This is a genomic window from Streptomyces sp. CA-249302, assembly GCF_050936785.1.
Taxonomy (GTDB): domain Bacteria; phylum Actinomycetota; class Actinomycetes; order Streptomycetales; family Streptomycetaceae; genus Streptomyces.
In genome coordinates this window covers 10,815,653-10,838,240 of the sequence record NZ_JBNJMG010000001.1, presented here as the reverse complement: position 1 = coordinate 10,838,240, position 22,588 = coordinate 10,815,653, and the positions used below count along the sequence as shown (strand labels likewise).

Here is a 22,588-nt window from a genome sequence, read left to right as displayed (position 1 = left end):
GTCAGGCGGGCTTGCGCACGGAGGTGGACTGCCAGTTGACGACCTGCCAGCCGTCGCCGGCCGGGGCGTAGACGATCGTGAACCGGTTCTGGATGTCCCGGGTCTCGCCCGCGATCTCGCACTTCATGTCGGCCACGCCGCTGACGAAGGCGATCCCGCCGTGGAACCGTACGCTCTCGTCCGAGCAGTCGATGGCCAGGTACTTGGTCTTCCCCGACCCGATGGAGGCGAGGAGGCCCTCCCTGGTGTCGACGCGGGCCGTGGCGTGGATCCACATCACGTCCTCGGCGAGAAGCTCCCGGAGGGCGTCCACGTCGGCGCGGATCATCGCGTCCCGGCGTTCCTGCTCCAGCTGGAGGATGGGGGCGGCGTCGGTCATGTCTGCTGTCCTTTCGTACGGGTGGGACGGGAGGGGGCCGGTCACTGGTCCTTGACGATCTCCGCGGTCAGCCGCCCGAGGCCGGTGATCTCGCCCTCCAGGAGGTCACCGGGCTTCATCCACTGGCCGGTGCCGAGGCCCACGCCCGCGGGCGTGCCGGTGGAGACGACGTCGCCGGGTTCGAGGGTGGCGTGCTCGGTGATCTTCACCAGCTGCTCGGGAATGGACCAGATCATGTCGCGGGTGTTGGCGTTCTGCTTCAGCTCGCCGTTGAGCCAGAACTGGAGCTGGAGATTGCCCTCGTCGACGAACCGGGCCGGGACGATCGCGGGGCCGAGCGGGCAGCTGTCGTCGAAGGCCTTGCCTCCGAACAGGTCGAACTTCACCAGGTGCTTGGGGTGGCGCTGCCAGTCCCGGGCCGACAGGTCCAGGACGACGGTGTACCCGGCGACGTACTCCATCGCGTTGTCGAGGGTGAGCTTGCGGCCCCGCCTGCCGATGACCACACCGAGTTCGAGTTCGTAGTCGAACTTCTCCGACTGCTCGGGGTAACGGACGGTCTTGCCGGGGCCGACCAGCGTGGTGGTGGGCGGCTTGAGGAAGAAGACGGGGATCTTCTTGTCCTTCTCCCAGTCGGTGTGACCGCCGTCGTTCTTCATGTGGTCGTAGTAGTTCGCGCCGGTCAGGACGATCTTCCGCGGGTACTGCAGGGGCGTGAGGACGTCCTCCGGAGCAGCCGGCGCGGGCAGCGCCTCCGCCGTCAGCTCGCCGGAGGCTAGGCGCTCGGCGGTTTCGACGAGGAGCGGTTCAGTGCGCTCCCAGTGGTCGAAGACGTTCATCAGGCCGCGGGCCGGCTCCGGTTGCAGGGCGTCCGGGGCGACATCGGCGAGGGCGAAGGAACGGTCACCGACGGTCAGTACGGGGGTAGGGCGGTCGGCCACACGCCAGGTGGCGAGCGAGAAGGTCATCGCAGTGATCTCCATGATCTCGGAAACGGATGCTCCTGAACAGATGTTCGGAGCGCTTCTCTTCGGATGGTCAGGTGGGGACCGCGTCCCGCCAGACGGCGAGCACCGGGGTCAGGGTGTCGGCGGGTGTGCCCAGCAGGCTGGTGGCGACCTGTCGGACCAGGTCGCGTGGCGCCGGGTCGTCCAGGTACTCGACCGGTGACTTGCCGTCGACCCTGGCCAGCAGCAGGGCCGGCAGCAGAGTGGCGGCGCGCTGCTCCAGCGCGGTCCGCGGCTCCCAGTCGACGTGCGCGAAGTAGGCGTGGGCGAGCGCGTCGGCCGAGGCCAGCAGGTCCGCGGTCACCTCGGGGCGGACCAGGCACTTCAGCAGCAGGTGGTTGAGGCAGAAGGCCAGGTCGAACGCGGGGTCGCCGTACCAGGCGCACTCGGCGTCCAGCAGGACCGGGCCGTCGGGACCGGCCAGGATGTTCTTCGGACTGACGTCCCCGTGCACCAGCGCGAGCCGGGTCCGGGCCGTACGGTCGACCAACTCGCCGAGGGCCCCGGCGAGTTCGGGATGGGCTGCGGCCGTGGCCAGCAGGTACGGCTCCAGGCGCAGAGCGTGGAAGGTGTCGTCGGTGGCGAACTCCCGTGCCAGGTCCGGGTCGCCGGCACTCGCCCGGTGCAGCCTGCCCAGGACGTCCCCCACGCCTTCGGCGGTGTCCCGCCGCACCAGGCCGCCCATCAGCTGTGTCTTCCACACCGGATGGCGTTCGGGCGGAAGGTAGCTCATCGCGAACAGCCCGGCCTCGGGGTCGTGGGCGAGCGGGACCGGCACGTTGCCGGGGCGGTGGCGGGCGGCGAACTCCAGCCAGGCCCATTCGTTGGCGTTGCGGGAGACCGGAGCGTGCCAGTCGGCGGCGACCCGGAGCCGTTCCAGGGCACGCTTGACGCAGATCGAGCGTCCGGGCAGGTCCACCCGCCACAGGTCGGAGGAGACCCCGCCGTTCAGCGGGGTCCAGTGGGACTCCTCGCCGCTCTCCGCCAGCCCCCGCGTGAGCAGGAAGTCGACAGCTGCGGGCTCGACGGCCGTGGAGTTCACGCGCCCACCGCCTCCGGCAGGACCAGCTCCGATGTACCGGCGAACGGCAGGCTGTCGTCCTCGGCGATCCGCAGCAGCTGGTTGTACTTGGCCAGCCGGTCCGAGCAGCGCACGGAGCCGATCTTGATCTGGCCGGCGGCCGTGCCGACCGCGAGGTCCGCGATGAAGGAGTCCTCCGTCTCGCCGGACCGGGCGGAGATCACCGGCGCGTACCCGGCGGCCCGGGCGGCGGCCACGACGTCCAGCGTGCCCGACAGGGTGCCGTTCTGGTTCACCTTCACCAGGACGCCGTTGGCGCAGCCCTCGGCGATCCCGCGGGCGACCCGGTCGGGGTGGGTGGTGAAGAAGTCGTCGCCGATCAGCCGGACGCGGTCGCCGAGCCGTCCGGTGAGTTCTCGCCAGCCCGTCCAGTCGTCCTCGTCCAGGGCGTCCTCCACGGACACCACCGGGTAGTCGCGCACCCAGGCGGCGACCAGGTCGGCCATCTCCGCGGACGTGGCCCGGCGTCCCTCACGGGCGAGCTCGTAGTCGCCGCGCTCCGGGTCGAACAGGGAGTGCGCGGCCACGTCGATGGCGATGGCGATGTCGGTTCCGGGGCGCAGTCCGGCATGTTCGCAGGCCTCCACGAGCAAGGCCAGGGCGTCGGCACCGGTGCGCAGGCCGGGGCTGAGACCGCCCTCGTCGGCGAGGAGGGTGGTCAGGCCCCGGGCGGCCATCACCCGGGCGGCCGCGTCGCGGACCCGGGAGACGAGGTGGATCGCCTCCTCGGTGGAGTCCGCGCCGACCGGTACGGCGAGGAAGTCCTGGACGTCCATGCCACGCCCGGCGTGCAGACCGCCGCTGAGGATGTTGACCATGGGCAGCGGCAGACTCGGCGTGTCCACGCCGGCCAGTTCGGCGATACGGCGGTACAGCGGCTGTCCGGTCGCGACGGCGGCGGCACGGCACACGGCCAGCGAGGTGCCCAGCACGGCGTTGGCGCCCAGCCGGGCGAGCTGCGGGGTGCCGTCCAGCTCGCGGAGCACGGTGTCGAGCCCCCGCTGGTCGAGGGCGTCCCGGCCGCGTACGGCGTCGGCGATCTCCTCGTTGGCGTGCGCCACCGCCTTGCGGACGCCGAGGCCGGCGAATCGCTCGGCGTCGCCGTCGCGCAGCTCGTGGGCCTCGTTGCTGCCGGTCGAGGCGCCCGAGGGGACGGCGGCGCGGCCGAAGGAGCCGTCGTCGAGGACGATGTCGACCTCGACGGTGGGGCGGCCACGGGAGTCGAGGATCTGGCGGGCCCGCAGGTTCTGGACGCGTGTCATGGACGTACTCCTCGGGGTTCGTTGCGGGGCTGCGCCGGAAGGTCACCGGACAGGACGCGGACGACCTCCTCGGCCGCGCGGCGGCGCAGTTCCTCGACGGACGCGGTGGAGGAGAAGGCGATGTGCGGGGTGACCAGGACACCGGGCTGCTCCAGCAGTTCGGCCGGCACGTCCGGTTCGCTCTCCAGCACGTCGAGTCCGGCGGCGGCCGGCCGGCCCGCGGCCAGGGCGTCCACCAGGGCGCCGGTGTCGACGAGTCCGCCGCGGCTGACGTTGACCAGAATGGATCCGGGCCGCATCCGGGCGAGTTCCTTGGCTCCGATCAGATGGTGGGTGGCCTCGGTGAGCGGGGCGTGCAGGATCACCGCGTCGCTCCGGTCGAGAAGGTCGTCCAGGGTGGTCAGCTGCACCCCGGACGCGTCGGCGGGCGCGTACGGATCGTGGGCGAGCACGTGGCAGCCGAAGGCGGCCAACTTGCCGGCGGTGGCCCGCCCGATCCTGCCGTATCCGACGATCCCGCAGGTCAGCGTGGACACGCGGCGCAGCTTCGCGGCGGCGGGCCGCCACTGGCCGGCGCGGACGTCACGGTCGAAGACGGCCAGGCCCCGGGCCCAGGCGAGCACCATGCCGACGGCGTGGTCCGAGACCTCCTCGACGCAGTAGTCGGGGACGTTGGTGACCCAGACGCCGCGTTCGGTGGCGGCGTCGACCGCGATGTTGTCCAGGCCCACCCCGAGCCTGGCGACGATCTTCAGGTCCGGCGAGGCGGCGATGGCGTCGGCGGTCACCGGGGCCCAGCAGGTGAGGACCGCGTCCGGCCGGTGTTCCCGGACCAGGGCCTCGATGGCGGCGGCCGGCGCGGGGTCGGCGGGGCCGGTCACCAGGGTGAGTCCGGCGGCCTCGACGACGGCGCGTTCGACGCTGTCGTCGGGCCAGGCGTGGTCGGTCAGCAGGACGGTGCCGGAAGTGGTCATGGGGGTTCTCCTGGGCGTGGTCAGCGGTTGCCGTCGTGCACGGAGATCTCGGCCGCGCTCAGTCCGCCGGCGCGGGCGTGCACCCGGCCGCCGGTCGCCATGGCGAGGGCGTAGAGGATCTCGTCGGGGCGCGGGGCGTCCTGGATGCCGACCTCGATGGTGTTGAAGTGGCTGCGCACGTAGGCGGCTTCGATGTGGTGGAGCGGGATGAGGAGCCGGTAGCCGGTGGCCGCGACGACCTTGGTGGACGGAACGATGGCCTTGGGGTCGCCGAGCGCCTCCCGCATGGCCCAGCCGCCCGCCTCGTGCCACAGCGCGCCGTGCTCCAGTTCTCCGGCGACGCCCACGATGGCGCCCTTGCCGTAGGCTTGGACGTTCTTCGTGTCCAGCAGGTCGACCAGCTCGGTCGCCAACACCGCGCCCAGCGACCGGAGTTCGGTCTGGAATTCCAGCAGGTCGGGTTCGTAACGGCCCGCGAAGGGGTTGCGGATCACGGCGGCCGCCGACGCCAGCCTGAGCGGCTCCGCGACGCGCGGGCCACCCTCGTGGTGGACCGTCTCGACCACGATGCTGGTCTTGCGTACGTCGATCCCGTCGATCATGAGCGCTCCTCGGCGAGTTGGGCGCGTACCCCGTCGCGGAACTGCTCGATGGGCATGAACTTGGGGTCGTCCTGGCACATGGCGAGGGTGTCCGCCACGATCCGCTCGGTGGGCAGGGCGGGGTCGAAGAGGTCGCCGTGCGGCTGGGCGATGTACCAGGGGCTGTCGACGTACAGCTCGACTGTGTTGCCCTCGGGGTCGAAGAAGTACACCGACCACGACACCCCGTGGTTGAGGGGCTTGAGTGCCTCGACCCCGTATTCCTTGACCTTGAGGTACATCACGCGCAGCTCGTCGAGCGTGTCGAGGTGGAACGAGATCTGGTTGATGGTGCTGCGGGGCGACTCCGGATCGCGTCCGCTGGCCAGCGCCACCTGATGGTGCGTGTTGGGGTCGACGCTCATGAAGACCAGGTCGGCCTTGAAGTTCTTGCCCCGGCCCCGGTCGGTGACGACGAGGCCGAGGACCTGCGTGTAGAACTCCTCCATCTTCTTGATGTCGTAGACGTTGATGCCCATGTGGGTGAGCTGGGGTCGTACCTGTGTGGTCATCAGGACCTCCTGGGAGTTGCTCGCGGGGGCGCCGTGCTGCCCCGGACGACCAATGAGCCGGGCGAGACCGAGGTGTGGGCGGTGTCGTCGAGGGGGTTCGTCGTCAGGCGGTTCAGCAGCCACAGCGCGCAGTCGGTGGCCATCTGCTTCACCGGCAGTCGTACGGTGGTCAGTCCCGGACCCCACCAGGAGAAGCCGGGTTCGTCGCCGAAGCCGACGACCGACAGCTCCTGCGGGACGGCGACGCCACGGGAGTCCAGTTCCTCCAGCACCCCCAGGGTGAGCTGCACGGATCCGGCGACCAGCGCGGTGGGCGGGTCGGCGGTGTCCAGCAGGCGGCGGGTCGCCTGGCGGCCGAAGGTGACGGAGGAGGGCTTGCCCAGCCTGGTCGTCCCGGTCTCCTCGGGCAGCCCGGCCTCCCGCAGCGCGGAGTGGAAGCCACGCAGTCGCTCGGCGCCCGTCGGCAGCGCTCGCGGGCCGCCGATATACCCGATCCGGGCGTGGCCCAGCGCGACAAGATGCGCGGTCGCCTCCTGGAGGACCTGGAAGTCGTCGATGCCGAACCACTGGGCGCCGAGCGAGGGGTGCCTGCGCAGCAGCTGGACGTGCGGGAGCCGGCTGAACAGCCGTACCGAGTCGGGGTGCGGGCGGGCGGTGGGCACGATGATGACGCCCGCCACCCGGCTCGCGGACAACTCGGTGAGATGGCGCAGCTCCCGCATCCGGTCGTCTGCGGTCTCGGAGAGGATGAGCTGGCGGCCGTCGGTCTCCATGTTCCGGGACAGTTCGTGGGCGATGGTGGAGTAGAAGCCGTTGCGGATGTCCGGGATCACCAGGCCGACGACGTTGCTGGAGGCGCCGCGCATCATCCGCGCCGCCCGGTTGGCGACGTATCCCATCTCCGAGGCGGTCTGCCGGACTCGTGACTTCGTCTCCTGGGAGATCCGCGGGTCGTCGGCGAGCGCGCGCCCCACCGTGGAGACGGACAGTTCCAGGCGTACGGCGATGTCCCTGGTGGTGATCATGGCCGGCGCACCCCGCGCGGGTCGCCCGCCGCGACGTACGCGGTCTTCGACGTCGTGAAGAACTCGCGGGCGGCGGCGCCCTGTTCGCGTGGCCCGTACGAGGAGGCGCCCCGGCCGCCGAACGGTACGTGGAAGTCCACGCCGGCGGTCGGCACGTTGATCATCACCATGCCGGCGGTCGAGCGGCGGCGGAAGTCCGTCGCGCGGGCCAGCGAGGTGGTGACCAGGCCGGCCGTGAGGCCGAACTCGGTGTCGCCCGCCACCTCGACCGCCTCGTCGTAGTCCGCGACGCGGATCACCGAGGCGAGCGGCCCGAAGACCTCCTCCCGGTTCACGGTGTCGCCGGGGCGGGTGCCGACGGCGAGCGCGGGCGCCAGGTAGAAGCCCGCCGCGGACCGCTCCAGGCGCTCCCCGCCGATGACGTCGGCGCCCTCAAACGCCGCGATCCGCACGTACTCCAAGTCTTGTTCGAGCTGGGTGGCGTCGACCACCGGGCCCATGTCGGTGCCGGGCTTGCGGGCGTCGTCGACGGTGAGGGCCCGCATCGCCGCGCCGAGGCGCTCCACGAAGGCGTCGTGGACGGCATCCATCACGACCAGCCGGGAGGAGGCCGTGCACCGCTGGCCGGTCGATCCGAACGAACCCTGGAGCGCGAGGTCGACCGCGAGGTGGAGGTCGCAGTCGTCGGCGACGACCAGGGGGTTCTTGCCGCCCATCTCCAGCTGCACCCGCGCCCGGTGGGCCTGGGCGGCCCGCAGCACCCGTTCGCCGGTCGCCGTCGAGCCGGTGAAGGAGACGGCGGAGACCTGCGGCGCGCCGGTGATGACGTCTCCGATGTCCCGGCCGCGGCCCATGACCAGGTTGAGCACCCCTGCCGGCAGCCCGGCCCGGTGGAGGACGTCCACCAGAGCCCAGGCGCTGCCGGGGACGAGTTCGGCGGGCTTGAAGACCACCGTGTTGCCGTGGGCGAGGGCAGGGGCGATCTTCCACGCCGGGATGGCCACGGGGAAGTTCCAGGGCGTGACCACGGTGACCACGCCCACCGGTTCCCGGGTGACGGTGACCTCCACCCCGGGGCGCACCGACTCGACGTGCTCCCCAGTGAGCCGCAGCGCCTGGCCCGCCTGGAAGCGGAGGATCTGCCCGGCCCTGACCACCTCGGCCACCGCCTCCGGGAGGGTCTTGCCCTCCTCCCGGGCCAGCAGGTCGCCCAGTTCGTCACGGCGACGCAGGAGTTCCTCGCCGGCCCGGTCGAGGATCTCGGCCCTGGCGGCGCCCGTAGTACGGGCCCAGCCGGGCGCGGCCTCGGCGGCGGCCGCCACGGCGGCCCGGGCCTGCTCGGCGTCGGCCAGGGCGTAGTCGCCGATGACATCGCCCGTGTCGGAGGGGTTCACGTTCAGCGTGACGCCGTGGCCGTCCTGCCACTGACCGCCGATGAGGTTGCGGTGGGTCATGCGGAACTCCCCACCACCGGTGTACGGCGCCTGCGCAACCGGACCGCGAGACCGCGTGGCGCGTATCCCCGATCTCCCAGGACTGCCAGGACCAGTACCGTGCCGGTCACCACCTGCTGCCAGAACGTCGGTACGTTCGAGAGGCTGAGCCCGTTCTGCAGTACCCCGATCAGCAGGACTCCCAGCGCGGTCCCGCCGACACCGCCGGCTCCCCCGGCGAGGGCCGTGCCGCCGAGGAGGACGGCGGCGATGGCGCTGAGCGGCAGGGTGTTGTCGGGTTGCGGGGCCGCCGCGCCGACCCGGCCGACCGCGATGATCCCGCCCAGCGCGGCCATGGCTCCGGCCAGCGCGTAGACGACGACCAGCGTGCGCGGGGCGCGGATGCCCGACAGCCGGGCGGCGACCGGGCTGCCTCCGATGGCGTACAGATCCCGGCCGAAGTAGGTGCGGGACTGCAGGAACAGGAAGAGGGCGAGCGTCAGCAGCATCAGCAGGACGGGCACGGGCACCCCGATCAGCCGTCCGCTGCTCAGCCGGGTGACGGTCGCGGAGGTGACGTACACGGACTGGGTGTCGGACCACAGGCTGACGATCCCGGTGAGCGCGGTCATCGAGGCCAGGGTGACGACGAAGACGTTCAGACCGAGGACGCCGACGAGGAGGCCGTTGGCGAGAGCTCCGACGGCGGCCCCGAAGAGGATCACCAGGACGATGACCAGTGGTCCGGGGACCGCGGTGGCCAGCAGGTCGGCGAGGCAGATCCCGGCCAGCGCGGCGATGGCGCCGGACGAGAGGTCGATGCCGCCCGTGAGCTGGACGAACGTGGCGCCCAGGGCGATCATCCAGAGAATCGACACCGAGACGGCGACGTTCTCCAGGTTGTCCAGGGTGCGGAACTCCTCGTTCACGAGACTCATGACCACGAACAGCGTGCACAGCACGGCGAGCGCCGGCCGGAAGGACCGTGTCTGCTGCCAGAGGGACGAGAGCCCCGCCGTTCGCTTCCCGGGCGTCCCGGACGAGGCGGGTTCCACCGAGATGACCTGTGCGTTCATGAAGTGGCTCCCGTCGGAACGACTCGGGCCCGCGGGGTGTCCGCCGCCAGGGCGACTCCGGCTGCCGCCGCGGTGACCTGGGACTCGGTGGTCTCGCCTTCGATACGCCGGACCACCTGACCCCGGTGGAGTACGACGATCTCGTCGCACAACGTGATCAGTTCCGGAATCTCGGACGAGGTGACCAGGAGGGCCAGCCCCTCCGACGCGAGCCTGCGCAGGTGAGCGTGGATCTCCGCCTTGGCCGCCACGTCCACCCCGCGGGTGGGGTCGTCGAGAAGCAGGACGCGCGGCTCCGCGCCCAGCCACTTGGCCAGCACGACCTTCTGCTGGTTGCCGCCGCTGAGAGTGCCGGTACGCCGGGACAGGGTGACGAACAGGCGCATCAGTCCGGACAGCCGCTTCGCCAGCGAGACCGTGGCCCGCCGGTCGACGGTGCGCAGCCGACTGCGGCGGTGGGTGGCCACCATGGTGACGTTGTCGCCGACGGCCATCCCGAGGGCGACGCCCTGGGTCTTGCGGTCGGGCGGGACATAGCCGATACCGGCCGCGATACCGGACCTCGGCCCGGCGGGCCGGTGCGGGCGGCCCGCCAGGGTCATCGTGCCGCTTACCGAGGTACGCGCGCCGAAGATGGTCTCCAGCAGTTCGGTGCGGCCGGATCCGACCAGACCGGCGACCCCGACGACCTTGCCGCGGTGAAGATCCAGGTCTACGGCGTCGAACGCGCCCGGGGAGCTCAGTCCCCGTATCACCAGCAAGGGGTCGGCGTCGGGTGGTGCCGCCGGCTCGCCGGCCGGGCGGCGGACACCCACCCCGAGGTCCGTCTCGCCCACCATGTCCCTCATCAGCGTCCCGGTCGTGTAGCGCTCGGCCGGGCCCGCGGACACGGTCCGGCCGTCGCGCATGACGGTCAGCTCGTCACTGATCCGGAAGACCTCGTCCAGCCGATGGGAGACGAAGAGCACCGACACGCGCCGCTGCCGGAGCTGGTCGACCGCCTCGAACAGCCGGTCCACCTCGTCGTCGGTCAGCGTGCTGGTGGGCTCGTCCAGGATCAGCAGATGCGGATCGAGGGACAGCGCCCGGGCGATCTCGACCAACTGCCGCTGGTCGGGGCGGAGCCGGCGCACCATCGCGCGCGGGTCGTACTCGAGATCCAGCTGTGCCAGGACCGAAGCGGCCCGGCGGCGGCTGGCGGCCCAGTCCACACCGCGTGCCGTGCGCACCATGCGGCCCAGGAGGATGTTCTCGGCGACCGTCAGGTCGAGGGCGAGGGCGGTCTCCTGGGTGACCATGGCGATGCCCCGGCTCACCGCGTCCACCGGACCGCGCAGCCTTATGTCGTCGCCGCGCAACCGCAGTGTGCCGGCGTCCGGGCGGATCTGGCCCGAGAGCACGCCCAGCATGGTGGACTTGCCGCAGCCGTTCTGCCCCATCAGCGTGTGCACCACTCCTGGCCGGGTGATCCGCAGGTCGGCCCCGCGCACGGCCGCCACACCGCCGTAGGACTTGTGGATGCCGGTCATGGCGAGCAGGGGCACGTCCGTGTCCGGCTCGGGCACCGGTTGCGGCGTGGTCATCCGATCCACCGGGCCTTGTCCGCGGTGTCGGCGGTGACCAGGTACGACGGCACGTTCACGATCGCGGGCAGCGGCAGGTTCTGCTTGCTCACCACGTCGTAGGCGGCGATCGCGGACTGGGTCCCCATGTTCTCCCAGGGGGTCCGGTACACGAGGTCCAGCCGCTTCGCCTTCAGCGCCGCCTGGCTGATCGACTGGCCGCTGTTGGGCGTCGCCACGAAGATCTTCTTGCCGGCGGCGGCCACGACCGAGGCCGCCGCGACGGCGGACTGGTCGTTGTAGGTGACGATGATCTCGGTCTTGGGGTACTTGGTGAGGATGGTCGAGGCAGCGGGTGAGAAGCCGGACGGTGTGTCGTTCTGGGCGTCGACCTTGCCCTGGAACTTCAGTCCGAACTTCTTGCCCCAGAACTCCATCCGGGCGTTCATGTAGGTGAGTTGGTCGACGGGCAGGGCCAGGCCCATCGTCGAGAAGGCGGCGCCGGGATGGCGTTCGGACAGACTCTTCATGGTCCGGTAGACGATGTAGTCGAAGCCCTGGACGACCGCGGTGACCGCGCCGGGCACTCCGGCCTTCGTCTGGTCGAAGGGGGTGCCGATCGCGATGAAGGGGATGCCAGCCGCCTTGGCCTTGGCCACGGAGGGGGCGAGGGCACCGGAGACCACGGGGTGCCCGATGATCACGTCGACCTTGGCGGTGATCAGCTCGTTCATCTGGCTGACCTGCTTCTGCGGGTCCACCGAGGCGTCCTTGGCGATGAACTGCCCGCCGAGTTTCTCCACCTCGGTCTCGGCGGCCTTCTGCATGGCCGTCAGGACGGGCTGGCCGCCGTTCAGGGTCAGAAAGCCCACCTTGAAGGCGACCCCGTCCTTCTTGGACGGCTCCTTGAGAGTCGTGAAGTTCTTGCTGTCGGGACCCGTGTACGCGGGGTCGACGGTGGTGGAGAGTCCGTCGGCCGCGACGGCGCCGGCCGATGTCGATGCGGCGGCGCCGCCGCTCGATGTCCCGGCGTCCGAGCAGGCCGACAGGGTCAGGACGAAACAGACCGAGCCCAGTGCCGCGAGTCTTTGCGAGTAGCTCTTGAACACGTGATCTCCCAGTTGATGCGCCTGCCGGGGCCCTCGGCGCACGGCGAACCGCGGACCGGGGCCGTACGGCCGGATGAGGGAAGAGGGTGGGGTGACGCGCACCCTCGAAGTGCCCGCATGCGGCCCCCGGTGGGGCGAGGAACGCATCGTGTACGAACGAGACCGACTATCGGCAAGGTGCTATCGATAGCGCAATGGAGGTGTCGGCGTGGAATTCTGAAGAACTACATAAGAAAACTCGGCGAATCGGCACTCAGTCGTCGGCACCCGCCGGACCGGGCCGAGGAGCCGGAACGGCGGGAGCCGCCAGCGCGTCCCGCGCGTACTGGGCGAACGCACGGGCCCGGCGTGTGGGTGTGACGCTCGAAGCGTGTGCGATCACGACCTTCACCTGGTCCAGGGGGTCGCTGATCGGTACCGAGGCGAGGGGCAGCCCCTCGAAGCTGGTGTCGGTGGGCCACCGCTGGAGCAACATGGAGAAGCCGAGGCCGCGGGCCACCAGGCTGCGCACCGCCTCGATGCTGGACGTCCGGTAGCGGATGGCCGGCTTCACGCCGGCGCCCAGCAGCCAGCGCTCTGCGTTGCTCGGCGCGGGCGGGGAGGCGTACACGACCAGTGGTTCGTCGGTGAGTTCGATCAGCGAGACGGCCTCACGGCGGGCCAGCGGATGGTCGGCGGAGAGGATCACGTACGGCCGGCAGACGCGCACCGTGGTGCAGGACAGGCCCGCCTCGGCTCCGGTCTCGTAGAGGAGTGCCAGGTCGCAGGCGCCCTCCAGGAGAGCTTGCCGGATCTCGTCCTGCGGACCGTCCATGAACTGCAGATCCACGGCCGGATGAGTCTTGGTGAACCCGTCCACGAGCGGGGGCACGAGAAACGGGGAGAGAGTCGCGTAGCAGCCGATCGTCAGCCTGCCCGCGAGCCGTCCCTTCTCCTCCCGGGCGCTGGCCGCGAGGTCCTCCGCCCCGGCGAGCATGGTCTGCGCACGGTCGAAGACGCGGACGCCCGCCTCGGTGAGGAAGACACCTTTGGACCGCCGCCTGACCAGCAGCTGGACCCCCAGGCGGCGCTCCAGATCGGTGATGGCGGTGGATATGCCCGCCTGGGAGGCGTGGCACTGCACGGCCGCTGCACTCATGGAGCCCGTACTCGCCACGGCCACGAAGTACTCGAGCTGCCTGAGCGAAAAGTCGGCGGTCACGTTCTCTCCCTCACCGTCGAGGTGCGCGAATTCCCTGGATACCGGCGAAGTCCTCGAAGTCCTGAGGAAGTACATCGGAAAATCCGCGTTTTCCGTGGCTTAACACAGCCGTCACCATCGTCCACAGTCGGCTCAGTGAACCGAGGCAGTCCAGAAGGGACACCGTCGTGGCGACGTCCGTCAGTCATCCCTCCGAGCCCGTGCAGCTTTCCGAACTGTGGCGTGATCCTTATCCGGCATACCGGTACCTCCGTGAGCACGACCCCGTGGCCTGGGTGCCGGAGGCCGGCCGCTACCTGGTCACGCGGTTCGAGGACATCATGCATGTGGAGCGGCATCCCGAGACATACCTGTCCGCGGAAAACCCCTCCCTGATGACCCGGTCCATCGGTGAGACCCTGCTGCGCCAGGACGGCGCCGCCCACCAGCGGCTGCGCCGGGCCGCGGAGCCACCGCTGCGGCCCCGGGTCGTGAAGGAGCACTGGCTGCCGACCTTGCGGCGCAACGCCGAGGACATCCTGGCGCCCCTGGTGGAGCAGGGTGGGGGCGACCTGTTCCACGATGTCGCCGGCCCGTTCGCGGCACGCAATCTCGCGGCCCTGCTGGGCCTGCGCGGAGTGAGCGACGCGGACATGCAAGAGTGGTCCCAGGCGATCATCGACGCCGGCGGCAACTACGGCGAGGATCCGGAGATCTGGGCGCGCTGCGCCCGCGCGGTCACCGACCTGGACGCGGCCATGGACGAGGTCTTGCCCGTCCTGCGGCGCGAACCCGACCCCTCGGTGATCTCCTCCATGCTGCACGCCGACGATCCGCTGACCGAGGACGAGATCCGCACGAACATCCGCGTCTTCCTCGGCGGCGGGCTGAACGAACCGCGCGACTCCATGGCCGTCGCCGCCTACGCCCTCCTCACCCATGACGACCAGCGGCGCGACGTGGAGGCGGACCCCGCCCTGTGGAAACGGGTGTTCGAGGAGGCGGTCCGCTGGATCTCCCCCATCGGCATGTACCCGCGCCGGGTGGCCGAGCGCACCGAACTGGGGGGCCGCGTCCTGGAGGCGGGCGACAAACTCGGCGTCGTCATCGCCTCCGGCAACCGCGACGAGCGCGTCTTCGACCGCCCCGACGCCTTCGACATCCACCGGGCCGAGACCAGTCACGTGGCCTTCGGCGGCGGCCCGCACTTCTGCCTCGGCACCTGGGTCTCACGGGCGGCCGTCGGACAGATCGGCCTGCCCCTGCTCTTCCGCACACTGTCCGGCCTCCGTCTCACCGAGACCGACGTCCCGTTCGGCGGCTGGGTCTTCCGGGGCCCGCTACGGCTCACGGCCGCCTGGTCCCCGTCCTGACCCCGCCCGTTCCCAGAAGGAGCAACCTCATGCGCAGAGTCGTCACCGGCCACGACGAACACGGGAAGGCGGTCTTCGTCAGCGACGGGCCCGCCCCCCGGACCCACGAGTTCGCCAGTCTCCCGGGCTGGACATCGGTCCTGCCCTGGGCCACGGAACCGGGACAGCCCGCGAGCCGCACGGGAGAGGATCCGACCGCGAAGGTCACGAACTTCGTGCCCTCGCCGGGCGGCACCCGCTTCATCGTCCTGACGCTCCCGCCGGTCTCCGCACTCGCCGATCCGTCATTCGACCCGGTCGCCTTCGGGCAGGAGCAGCTCGCCGAGTCGCCCGGCATCGCCGAGCTCATGGAGATCGAGAACCCCGGGATGCACACCACCCCGACCGTGGACTACGGCATCGTCCTGAGCGGCGAAGCGACCCTCGAACTGGACGACGGCGCCGTGACCCGGCTGTCGGTCGGCGACATCGTCATCCAGAACGGCACCCGGCACGGGTGGCGCAACCACACGGACGAGCCGGTCACCCTCGCGTTCGTGCTGATCGGCGTACCCACGACGTAGTCGCGCACGAACCGGCGTCGGTCCGCTTCGCGGAGCGCACCGACGCGAGCCGTCGGAGTCCCGTCGGCGGGACTCCGACCGACGCACAGCGGCTGTCGAACGGGGCGACCCGCACATGTGGCCGGGCGGGACACCACCTCCTCGGGTGCCCGGCCCTTCCCGGCGCCGACGACCGCTCAGGGAAGGGCCGGACTCGCGTCACGGCCGGGTTCCGGTCGGTCGTGAACGCCGGGAAGGGCCCACTGCCGCGCCGCGTGCGCCGCAGCCGGTCGTGCGCAGACCGACGCCCGCGCGCGACCGGCCCCGACCGACGAAGTGAAGCGACTCCCCGGTGCGCCCTGGCCTCGCACCGGGACACCCAACTTCCCGGCCTGATGGGGATCTGCCGGGTCCGCCTGGCGTATTCGAGGACGTCGGCACCCAGAGGAACACCACGTGCCCGGATGGCACCCGCCCTCGCCGGTATGCCGGTCGCAGGCCTCACCACGGGACGTCGACGGTGCCCTCGCACCGCGGTCAGCGCTCCCCGGATGTACCCCCGTCCCCCAGCTCCCGGCCTCGGCGACACGTCGGAACGCCCGGGCCAGCGCACCCACATCGACACCCTCCAACTGCGCGAAGAGGCTGCGCCGGACGCCCGCGATGTGCAATGGCCAGGCCCGTTCCAGGAGGGCGAGGCCCTCATCCGCGAGCACGGTCCTGAAGGACCGGGCATCACGGCTGCGCTGTTCCCTCGCGACCAGCCCGGCCGTCTGAAGGTGCTGCACGACAGGCCCGGTGTGCGACGGCGACTGCTGGCACAGCTCGGCCAGGTCTCCCAGCCGCAGCGCGCCCGGGGAGCTTCGGACAGGAACACCGGGGTGACGTACTCCGCGTGTCCCAGTCCCACGGACTGGAGGTCGGCGTCACGAGCACGGTTCAGGGCGGCACATCGCCGGTCTCAGTGCCACGATTATGTCACTTGCGTGCGCAATCAATGTTTATTGCGCACGCACGCCGAAGTGTGTGAGAGAGAGCGCTCTCCGATCCGGATGCTTGGCCGACCACCCGACGGACTCCTGACGCTCGGTGCCGGCGAGGGTTTCGGGTCCCGCTACCAGGTCGCGGTCCGGTGGGCACGCACAGAGGGGTTAAAAACCCCGTAAGGCACCTCGGTGAAACCCCGTAAAACTACCCGTGCCCCACAGTGCCCCAGGCCCGATCCTGACACCACGACGCAAACGTGGACGCGGTGACCCTGGCCACGGCCGGATCGTCCGGGCACGCGTGGCGTCGGAACAACAGGGCCCCTTCCCCCCGGGGCTCTGCCCGAGCATCCCGTAGCCGGTGTGTCGAATCCAGTCCGTCGAACACCGGATCCGCGCGACGCCGCCGTCGGCGCGTACCGTTCCCTGCCCTTTCGGGCCCTCCCCCTCGGGAACGTCCTTGCTCCCGATCACCCCGAGGCCACGGCCCGACTCACGCACGCCCCGGGGCCATCAGGAACGGGTGCCTGCCCACCACCTCGAAGGGAAGAGCATGCCAAGAAGGAACACAGTTGGGGTGGCCACCCCAACGCGCCCCAGAGGCACGTCACTGCGACGGCGGGCGTCGGCCTGTGTCATCGCCGCCCTGAGCCTCGCCCTCGCCGTCGGCGCGCTCACCACGGCGTCCCCGGCACAGGCCGAGATCACCAACGGTCTGGTCCTGCGTTACAAGCTCGACGAGACGTCCGGGACGGTCGCGCACGACTCCTCCGGGAACCACCATGACGGCACAGTGAACGGCACCGTCGACTGGGACGGCGCGGGCATGGCCTTCAACGGCTCCGACACCTACGTCAAGGTTCCCGACAACATCATGGCCGGACTGACCTCGATCACCGTCGACTTCGACGCCTGGATCGACCCGACCATGGGCAAGCCCTACTTCCTCTACGGCTTCGGCAACACCGGGAGCGACGGCAAGGGCAACGGCTATCTGTTCTCCACCGGCAACCAGTTCCGCACCGGCGTCACCCTGTCCACCTCCCAGGCGGAGCAGCAGACCCGGCCCTCGACCTCGTACCAGCTGGCGCGCGGCATGTGGAAGCACGTGACGTACACCCAGACCGGCAACACCGGGATCCTGTACGAGAACGGTGTCGAGAAGGCCCGCAACACCAACGTCACCGTCACCCCGGGCGCGATCGGCGGCGGCACGACCACCGCCGACTACATCGGCCGCTCGCTGTACACGAGCGACCTCTTCTTCAAGGGACGGATGCGGGACTTCCGGGTCTACAACCGCGCCCTGAACACCTCCGAGGTACGGGCCGTCGCCACCGGCACCGAGAGCCAGTGGGAGCAGCTCCAGGCCCTGGCCTCCTACAACGGAGCACTGGCGGCCTTCGACGACCCCGACATCGGGCCCGTGGTCATCTTCCCCTCGGACTACACCGGTGACCTGGACCACCTCACGGCGCCGCCGGACTGGGTCGACGAGTTCGGCCAGACGCCTGCCGACTGGCCGACGCCCACCACCGCCAAGAGCCCGCTGTTCACCGTCTCCCAGATCACCGACATCCAGGACGCGGTCACCGCGGCGGTCCAGCCGGACGGCGACGACACCGCCTACCAGCTGAACGTCTTCTACGACGGTGTACGCGACCGCGTGGTGGCCCAGACCAACGCACCCGCCTCGGTCACCGACCCGCTCGCCACCCAGTACACGGGCAAGCTGGTCGTCGAGTCGTACAAGCTCGACAACCCGCCGCCCGCCAGGTGCACGCCGGACGAACGCACCGTCGGCACGGTGCTGTCCACGACCACGGGCCCCGCGGACGACGTCAGCGATCCCGCCACCAAGCTCCAGTGGCAGCAGGTGCAGGCCCTCGCGGGGTACAACTGCGCCCTCGCCGCCTTCAACGACCCCAACATCGGTCCGGTCCTCATCTTCCCGTCCGACTACAGCGGCGACACCGATGCCCTGGCCAAGCCGCCCGGCTGGACCTCCCAGTACGGCGAGACCCCGGCCGACTGGCCCCAGCCGACCACCGCCAGGAGCGCCCACTTCACCCTCGCGAAGATCACCGAGATCCAGGACGCGGTCGAGCGCCAGGTCTCGAACGACGGAGACACCACCGCCTATCGCCTGGCGGTCCGCTACGACGGCCCCAGCGACCGTGTCGTGGTGGAGACCGACGCCCCGTCCTCGGTCACCGACCCGCTGCTCACCCAGTATCCCGGTCTGATCCAGATCAAGACGGCCACCGATCCCACCCCGGCCAACCCCTCCGGCGGCAGCGCGGACCTCTCATGAACGGCCGTATCCCCCGCATACTCCACGCCGTGGCCGGCGCGGACCAGGAAGGACGACACATGTGGAACCCTCTCTCCCGGGCGTCCCGCCCAGGACGGACCGGCGGGCTCCGGTCACGGACCGGACGTCTTGTGCCGGTGCTCGTACTGAGTCTGCTGGCGGGCCTGTTCATCTCGCTGTCGGCGCCACAGCAGCGGGCCGAGGCTGCCGTCGAGGACCACACCAACGCCACCTACAACATGCAGGGCGGCGGCAACAAGTGGACCACCGACATCCCGCAGATCCTGCGCCGCGGATTCAACGTGGTCTCGCTCCAGGAGGTCGGCCCCCGGCCGCCGGGCACGCTTACCTGGACCTCGAACTACCTGGGCGGTACCGCGAACTGGAACGGCTGGCGCGTTCAGGAGTACCAGTGGCGGCCGCTGGGCCAGAGCCGCAACTGGTACATCTACTACATCCGTACCGACTTCAGCGGCGTGGCCGGGGCCAACGGCGGCCGGGTCAACCTCGCCATCCTGACCCGCGACCACCCCAGCCAGGTCCATGTGGCCAGACCCGCCTTCTACGGCAACAACGGGCTGCCGACCTCCCGTCCCGCCCTCGGCATCACCCTCGGCAACACGCTCTACTTCAGTGTGCACGCGTTGGCGACCGGCGGCAGCGACGGGGCCCAGCTGGTGGAGAACATGGCGGCCCTCGCCGGCAACCAGCGCACCTGGGCCGCGATGGGCGACTGGAACCGCCGTCCCAGGGATCTGTCCATCCGGCGCGGCTGGCACAAGTACACCGTCGGTGGTCCCACCCACCAGAGCGGCAACGAGCTCGACTACATGGTGTCCAACGAGCGGATCAACTCCTACCGGGGCTGGGCCCGCGGCTACGGCTCCGACCACTGGTCGGTGGAGTTCCGCAAGCTGGCGGCCAACGCCGAGGTGGAACTGCTCAACACCCATGACAACGACCGCCATATGACCTTCCAGAACTCCGTCAGCGGAACCAGGCTGGTCTCTGGGCCGCAGAACGGCGACACCTACAGCGGTTTCGAGTTCCAGCCGGCCGGGAGCGGCCTCTACCGGATCGTGTCGAACGGCACGGGCAAGTGCTGGAGCGACAACGCAGGCGGGATCATCCTGTGGCCGTGCAACACCGCGGGTGACCAGCTCTTCGACCTCAACTACTGGAGCGACACCGGGCAGATCCAGATCCGGCCGAAGAACCGCACCACCTGTGTCGGTGACGACTCCGACTTCGGCTGGGGCTCCGAGATCATCACCACCGCGAACTGCCACGGTGGCGAGACCCGGCTCGACTTCCGCTTCGACGAGGACCCGGGAGGCAACCCGGCCGTGGTCTTCTAGGGGCACACGAGCGCGTGACCACAAGGCAGGGAGCCCGCCGACGGCGGGCTCCCCGTTCTCGGTGCCGGAGTTCCGCTCAGCGGGGAATGGCGACGACCGTGTAGTCGGCGGTCTCGGGGTTCGGAGTTCCGAAGCGGGCGTTGGGCAGGTAGAAGCGGTCGCCGTACGCGGCGATCGTGGTGGGGATGTCGAAGCGGGGGTCGGTACGCCGCTCCACGACCCGTCCGGCCGTGCCGGCCCGGTTGAGGTGGACGACGGCCGCCGTGGCGTTCGAGGTCGAGCTGGGCTTTGAGGGTCTGGTTGACGGACTCGATCAGCTGCCGCAGCGGCTTGAACAGTTCAGCCCCGGCCCGCTCGGGTTCGCCCTTGCGGGCCGGCCGCAGCAACCGGACACCCAGGCCGGCAAGCTGGCGTTCGAAGTCACGGCCGTAGTGGTTCCGGTCGGTTGGCAGGGCCGGCGGAGGCCGGCCGGACAGCAGGGCGGGCTCGATGGTGAGGATGTCCAGCAGCACCTCGCGCTCGACGGCTTTCGCCCCGGTCAGCGCGAAGGCGACGGCAGGCCGTGCAGGGTGCACACCACATGCAGCCGCATGCCCCAGAAGAAGCGGGAGTGGCTGGCGCAGTAGCCGTACTCGGCCCATCCGGCCAGGTCCGAGCGTTTCGCCGTCTTCCGCGAGCGGCCGCACTCCACAGCGGTGGAGTCCACGATCCACACGTCGTCGTGCCAGAACGCGGTGTCCTGGGCCAGTGCCCGCAAGATGTGACGGATCAGGCCGGCGGCCCGGCGCAGCCTCTTGTTCCAGCCGCTCTGCCGGGGCAGATACGGGAACAGGCCGTGCAGGTGGGCGTGGGCATAGCGCAGCCACCGGGCCTCGGAGACGAAGCCCAGCAGGGCCTGCATCACCGCCAGCGTGACCAGCTCGGCATCGCTGAGCTTCGGCGCCAGGCCCACCCGCGGACGCCACGGCGCCCAATGAGGCGAAGCCTTCAACAGGTCATCCGCCCGCACGTACAGTGCAGTTGCGAGGGTGTCTATCTCGGTCGTCACACACTGAGAGTGGGCACCCTCGCGCCAACTGCGCAGCTACCCCTTGGAATCAATCATCTAGAAGATCACTGAAAATGTTGCGGGTTCTGGCTCCGGATCATGCGGTCCGGGGCCAGTCTCGTGGGTATGCAGGGCGAGTGGACCGGGGAGCCGGTCGGGCCTGATGTGTGGGAGACCTGCCGGGAGTTGATTCCGCCGGGCAGTGTCTTCGCGTTCCTGGCCGAGCACCGTGAGGTGCTCTTCCCGCCGGAGATGTTCGCGGACATGTATCCGTCGGCCAACGGGCGCCCGTCGATGCCGCCGCAGGTGCTGGCCGCGGCCGTGGTACTGCAGAGCCTGTACCGGCGCTCGGACTTCGAGGCGGTGCTGGAACTGCGCTGCGATCTGCGGTGGAAAGCGGCCTGCGGACTGGGGTTGCTCGACACCGCCTTCGACCCGTCGTTGCTGACTTATTTCCGGCGTCGGCTGCAGCACTCGCGAGATCCGAACCGGCTGTTCGCGAAGGTCAAGGAAGTCGTCGTGGCGACCGGCGCGCTCAGAGGAAGGCAGCGCCGGGCGCTCGACTCCACCGTCTTCGACGACGCGGTGGCCACCCAGGACACCATCACTCAGCTCGTCGCCGCGATCCGTGCGGTGCTCCGCGAGGTCCCCGGGGCCGACCAGGTCGTCGCCGCGTACTGCACCGCGCACGACTACACCGACCCGGGCAAACCCAAAATTGCCTGGAACGACGAGGCCGCCCGCGCGGCCTTGGTGGACGCGCTGGTCACCGACGCGCTCAACGTGCTGGGGCACTTACCCGACCAGCAGCTCGACGAGGCCGGCGCGAACGTGGTCGGCATCCTGGCCCTGGTGGCCGGGCAGGACGTGGAACCCGCCGAGGGTTCCGACGGCGGCGACGGCCGGTGGCGGATCGCCCGCCGCACCGCCCGCGACCGGATCGTCTCCACCGTCGATCCCGCCTCCCGGCACATCCACAAGAACCGCGCCCACCACCAGGACGGCTTCAAGGGGCATGCGTCCTTCGAGCCAGAAACGGGCCTGTTCACAGCTGTCGCCCTCACCGGCGGTGGCGGCGCGGACCACCACGAGGCCGCCGTGGCCGCCCGGTTGCCGGCCGAAGAGGCCGGCACCCTGACGGTGCTGGGCGATTCCGCCTACGGAACCGGCGATCTGCGCGCTCACCTGGAAGAACAGGGCCACCGGGCGGTCATCAAACCGGCTGCGAAACGACAGGCAGTCCCCGGCGGGTTCACCGTCGACGACTTCGCCATCGACGCCCTCGCGGGCAAGGCCGTCTGCCCGGCCGGACAGGTGGCCGACCTCGGCCGCCCGCGCACCGACGGCACCCGCACCGCCCAGTTCAAGAGCGTCTGCGGCCCCTGTCCGCTGCGGGAACGCTGCACCACGTCCAGGACCGGACGACTGATCAACATTCATCCCCGGCACGCGGAGCTGGCCGCCGCCCGCCGTCAGGCCGCCACCGATCCCGTCTGGCAGGCCGAGTACCGGCGTTGGCGGCCCCCGGTCGAGCGGGCGATTGCCTGGCTGGTCGCGGGCGGCAACCGCAGAGTGCCCTACCGGGGTGTGATCAAGAACGACACCTGGCTCCACCACCGGGCCGCCGCCCTCAACCTCCGCCGACTGATCAACCTCGGACTCACCCGCACCGCGGGCACCTGGATGATCAACGCGGCGATTCCCTGACCCCGGGGCGCAACCCGCC

Annotated in this window: 19 protein-coding genes and 1 pseudogene; 5 read left to right on the top strand and 15 right to left on the bottom strand. The window is 70.4% G+C overall.

Annotated features, from left to right (window positions below):
• Position 1: 1 nt before the first annotated feature.
• The 13 genes from ACQEWB_RS49065 to ACQEWB_RS49005 form a co-directional block, all read right to left on the bottom strand.
• Positions 2–379 (bottom strand): nuclear transport factor 2 family protein, encoded by a 378-nt coding sequence (locus ACQEWB_RS49065; RefSeq protein WP_432843346.1) that lies wholly within the window; start codon positions 377–379, stop codon positions 2–4.
• A gap of 41 nt (positions 380–420) precedes the next feature.
• Positions 421–1,347, bottom strand: a complete 927-nt coding sequence (locus tag ACQEWB_RS49060) for a fumarylacetoacetate hydrolase family protein (protein WP_432843344.1) — start codon at positions 1,345–1,347, stop codon at positions 421–423.
• Positions 1,348–1,417: 70 nt separating this feature from the next.
• Entirely contained in the window at positions 1,418–2,428 is a 1,011-nt protein-coding gene (locus ACQEWB_RS49055; protein ID WP_432843342.1) for a phosphotransferase family protein, read from the bottom strand.
• Positions 2,425–3,729 carry a phosphopyruvate hydratase gene (gene eno, locus ACQEWB_RS49050; RefSeq protein WP_432843340.1) on the bottom strand — a complete coding sequence of 435 codons (1,305 nt, stop codon included), beginning with the start codon at positions 3,727–3,729 and terminating at the stop codon, positions 2,425–2,427. Before eno ends, ACQEWB_RS49055 begins: the two co-directional genes overlap by 4 nt.
• On the bottom strand, positions 3,726–4,703 hold the full coding sequence (locus tag ACQEWB_RS49045) for a C-terminal binding protein (protein WP_432843338.1): 978 nt from the start codon (positions 4,701–4,703) through the stop codon (positions 3,726–3,728). Before ACQEWB_RS49045 ends, eno begins: the two co-directional genes overlap by 4 nt.
• A gap of 20 nt (positions 4,704–4,723) precedes the next feature.
• Positions 4,724–5,305 carry an amino acid synthesis family protein gene (locus tag ACQEWB_RS49040; protein ID WP_432843336.1) on the bottom strand — a complete coding sequence of 194 codons (582 nt, stop codon included), beginning with the start codon at positions 5,303–5,305 and terminating at the stop codon, positions 4,724–4,726.
• Positions 5,302–5,856, bottom strand: coding sequence for a VOC family protein (locus ACQEWB_RS49035; RefSeq protein WP_432843334.1), 555 nt, complete (start codon positions 5,854–5,856; stop codon positions 5,302–5,304). The genes ACQEWB_RS49040 and ACQEWB_RS49035 overlap by 4 nt, the downstream gene beginning before the upstream one ends.
• A complete protein-coding gene (locus tag ACQEWB_RS49030) occupies positions 5,856–6,881 on the bottom strand; it encodes a LacI family DNA-binding transcriptional regulator (protein ID WP_432843332.1) in 1,026 nt (341 codons plus the stop codon). The genes ACQEWB_RS49035 and ACQEWB_RS49030 overlap by 1 nt, the downstream gene beginning before the upstream one ends.
• On the bottom strand, positions 6,878–8,335 hold the full coding sequence (locus ACQEWB_RS49025) for an aldehyde dehydrogenase family protein (RefSeq protein ID WP_432843330.1): 1,458 nt from the start codon (positions 8,333–8,335) through the stop codon (positions 6,878–6,880). The genes ACQEWB_RS49030 and ACQEWB_RS49025 overlap by 4 nt, the downstream gene beginning before the upstream one ends.
• Positions 8,332–9,390, bottom strand: a complete 1,059-nt coding sequence (locus tag ACQEWB_RS49020; protein ID WP_432843328.1) for an ABC transporter permease — start codon at positions 9,388–9,390, stop codon at positions 8,332–8,334. Before ACQEWB_RS49020 ends, ACQEWB_RS49025 begins: the two co-directional genes overlap by 4 nt.
• Positions 9,387–10,973, bottom strand: coding sequence for a sugar ABC transporter ATP-binding protein (locus ACQEWB_RS49015; RefSeq protein ID WP_432843326.1), 1,587 nt, complete (start codon positions 10,971–10,973; stop codon positions 9,387–9,389). The genes ACQEWB_RS49020 and ACQEWB_RS49015 overlap by 4 nt, the downstream gene beginning before the upstream one ends.
• Positions 10,970–12,061 carry a sugar ABC transporter substrate-binding protein gene (locus tag ACQEWB_RS49010; RefSeq protein ID WP_432843324.1) on the bottom strand — a complete coding sequence of 364 codons (1,092 nt, stop codon included), beginning with the start codon at positions 12,059–12,061 and terminating at the stop codon, positions 10,970–10,972. The genes ACQEWB_RS49015 and ACQEWB_RS49010 overlap by 4 nt, the downstream gene beginning before the upstream one ends.
• A gap of 253 nt (positions 12,062–12,314) precedes the next feature.
• On the bottom strand, positions 12,315–13,262 hold the full coding sequence (locus ACQEWB_RS49005; RefSeq protein WP_432843322.1) for a LysR family transcriptional regulator: 948 nt from the start codon (positions 13,260–13,262) through the stop codon (positions 12,315–12,317).
• Between the two features lie 167 nt (positions 13,263–13,429).
• Between ACQEWB_RS49005 and ACQEWB_RS49000 the strand changes: the two genes are divergently transcribed.
• From ACQEWB_RS49000 to ACQEWB_RS48985, 4 genes are all read left to right on the top strand, one after another.
• Positions 13,430–14,614, top strand: coding sequence for a cytochrome P450 (locus tag ACQEWB_RS49000; protein ID WP_432843320.1), 1,185 nt, complete (start codon positions 13,430–13,432; stop codon positions 14,612–14,614).
• Between the two features lie 29 nt (positions 14,615–14,643).
• A complete protein-coding gene (locus tag ACQEWB_RS48995; RefSeq protein WP_432843318.1) occupies positions 14,644–15,177 on the top strand; it encodes a cupin domain-containing protein in 534 nt (177 codons plus the stop codon).
• Positions 15,178–16,719: 1,542 nt separating this feature from the next.
• On the top strand, positions 16,720–18,456 hold the full coding sequence (locus tag ACQEWB_RS48990; RefSeq protein WP_432843316.1) for a LamG domain-containing protein: 1,737 nt from the start codon (positions 16,720–16,722) through the stop codon (positions 18,454–18,456).
• A 137-nt stretch (positions 18,457–18,593) separates the two neighbouring features.
• Complete coding sequence (locus ACQEWB_RS48985) at positions 18,594–19,814, top strand: endonuclease/exonuclease/phosphatase family protein (RefSeq protein ID WP_432843314.1); 1,221 nt, start codon at positions 18,594–18,596, stop codon at positions 19,812–19,814.
• A gap of 76 nt (positions 19,815–19,890) precedes the next feature.
• Here the strand turns inward: ACQEWB_RS48985 and ACQEWB_RS48980 are convergent, their stop codons facing one another.
• On the bottom strand, positions 19,891–20,031 hold the full coding sequence (locus tag ACQEWB_RS48980) for a hypothetical protein (protein WP_432844420.1): 141 nt from the start codon (positions 20,029–20,031) through the stop codon (positions 19,891–19,893).
• 31 nt (positions 20,032–20,062) lie between these two features.
• Positions 20,063–20,862: pseudogene (locus ACQEWB_RS48975) on the bottom strand (IS982 family transposase); the annotation flags it as partial.
• Between the two features lie 126 nt (positions 20,863–20,988).
• Here ACQEWB_RS48975 and ACQEWB_RS48970 point away from each other — a divergent pair.
• Positions 20,989–22,569, top strand: a complete 1,581-nt coding sequence (locus ACQEWB_RS48970) for an IS1182 family transposase (RefSeq protein WP_432843312.1) — start codon at positions 20,989–20,991, stop codon at positions 22,567–22,569.
• Positions 22,570–22,588: the final 19 nt, after the last annotated feature.

Coding starts and splice junctions, on each gene's coding strand:
- ACQEWB_RS49065 (WP_432843346.1), bottom strand. CDS start 379: ATGACCGACGCCGCCCCCATCCTCCAGCTGGAGCAGGAACGCCGGGAC.
- ACQEWB_RS49060 (WP_432843344.1), bottom strand. CDS start 1,347: ATGACCTTCTCGCTCGCCACCTGGCGTGTGGCCGACCGCCCTACCCCC.
- eno (WP_432843340.1), bottom strand. CDS start 3,729: ATGACACGCGTCCAGAACCTGCGGGCCCGCCAGATCCTCGACTCCCGT.
- ACQEWB_RS49045 (WP_432843338.1), bottom strand. CDS start 4,703: ATGACCACTTCCGGCACCGTCCTGCTGACCGACCACGCCTGGCCCGAC.
- ACQEWB_RS49040 (WP_432843336.1), bottom strand. CDS start 5,305: ATGATCGACGGGATCGACGTACGCAAGACCAGCATCGTGGTCGAGACG.
- ACQEWB_RS49035 (WP_432843334.1), bottom strand. CDS start 5,856: ATGACCACACAGGTACGACCCCAGCTCACCCACATGGGCATCAACGTC.
- ACQEWB_RS49030 (WP_432843332.1), bottom strand. CDS start 6,881: ATGATCACCACCAGGGACATCGCCGTACGCCTGGAACTGTCCGTCTCC.
- ACQEWB_RS49025 (WP_432843330.1), bottom strand. CDS start 8,335: ATGACCCACCGCAACCTCATCGGCGGTCAGTGGCAGGACGGCCACGGC.
- ACQEWB_RS49020 (WP_432843328.1), bottom strand. CDS start 9,390: ATGAACGCACAGGTCATCTCGGTGGAACCCGCCTCGTCCGGGACGCCC.
- ACQEWB_RS49015 (WP_432843326.1), bottom strand. CDS start 10,973: ATGACCACGCCGCAACCGGTGCCCGAGCCGGACACGGACGTGCCCCTG.
- ACQEWB_RS48995 (WP_432843318.1), top strand. CDS start 14,644: ATGCGCAGAGTCGTCACCGGCCACGACGAACACGGGAAGGCGGTCTTC.
- ACQEWB_RS48970 (WP_432843312.1), top strand. CDS start 20,989: ATGCAGGGCGAGTGGACCGGGGAGCCGGTCGGGCCTGATGTGTGGGAG.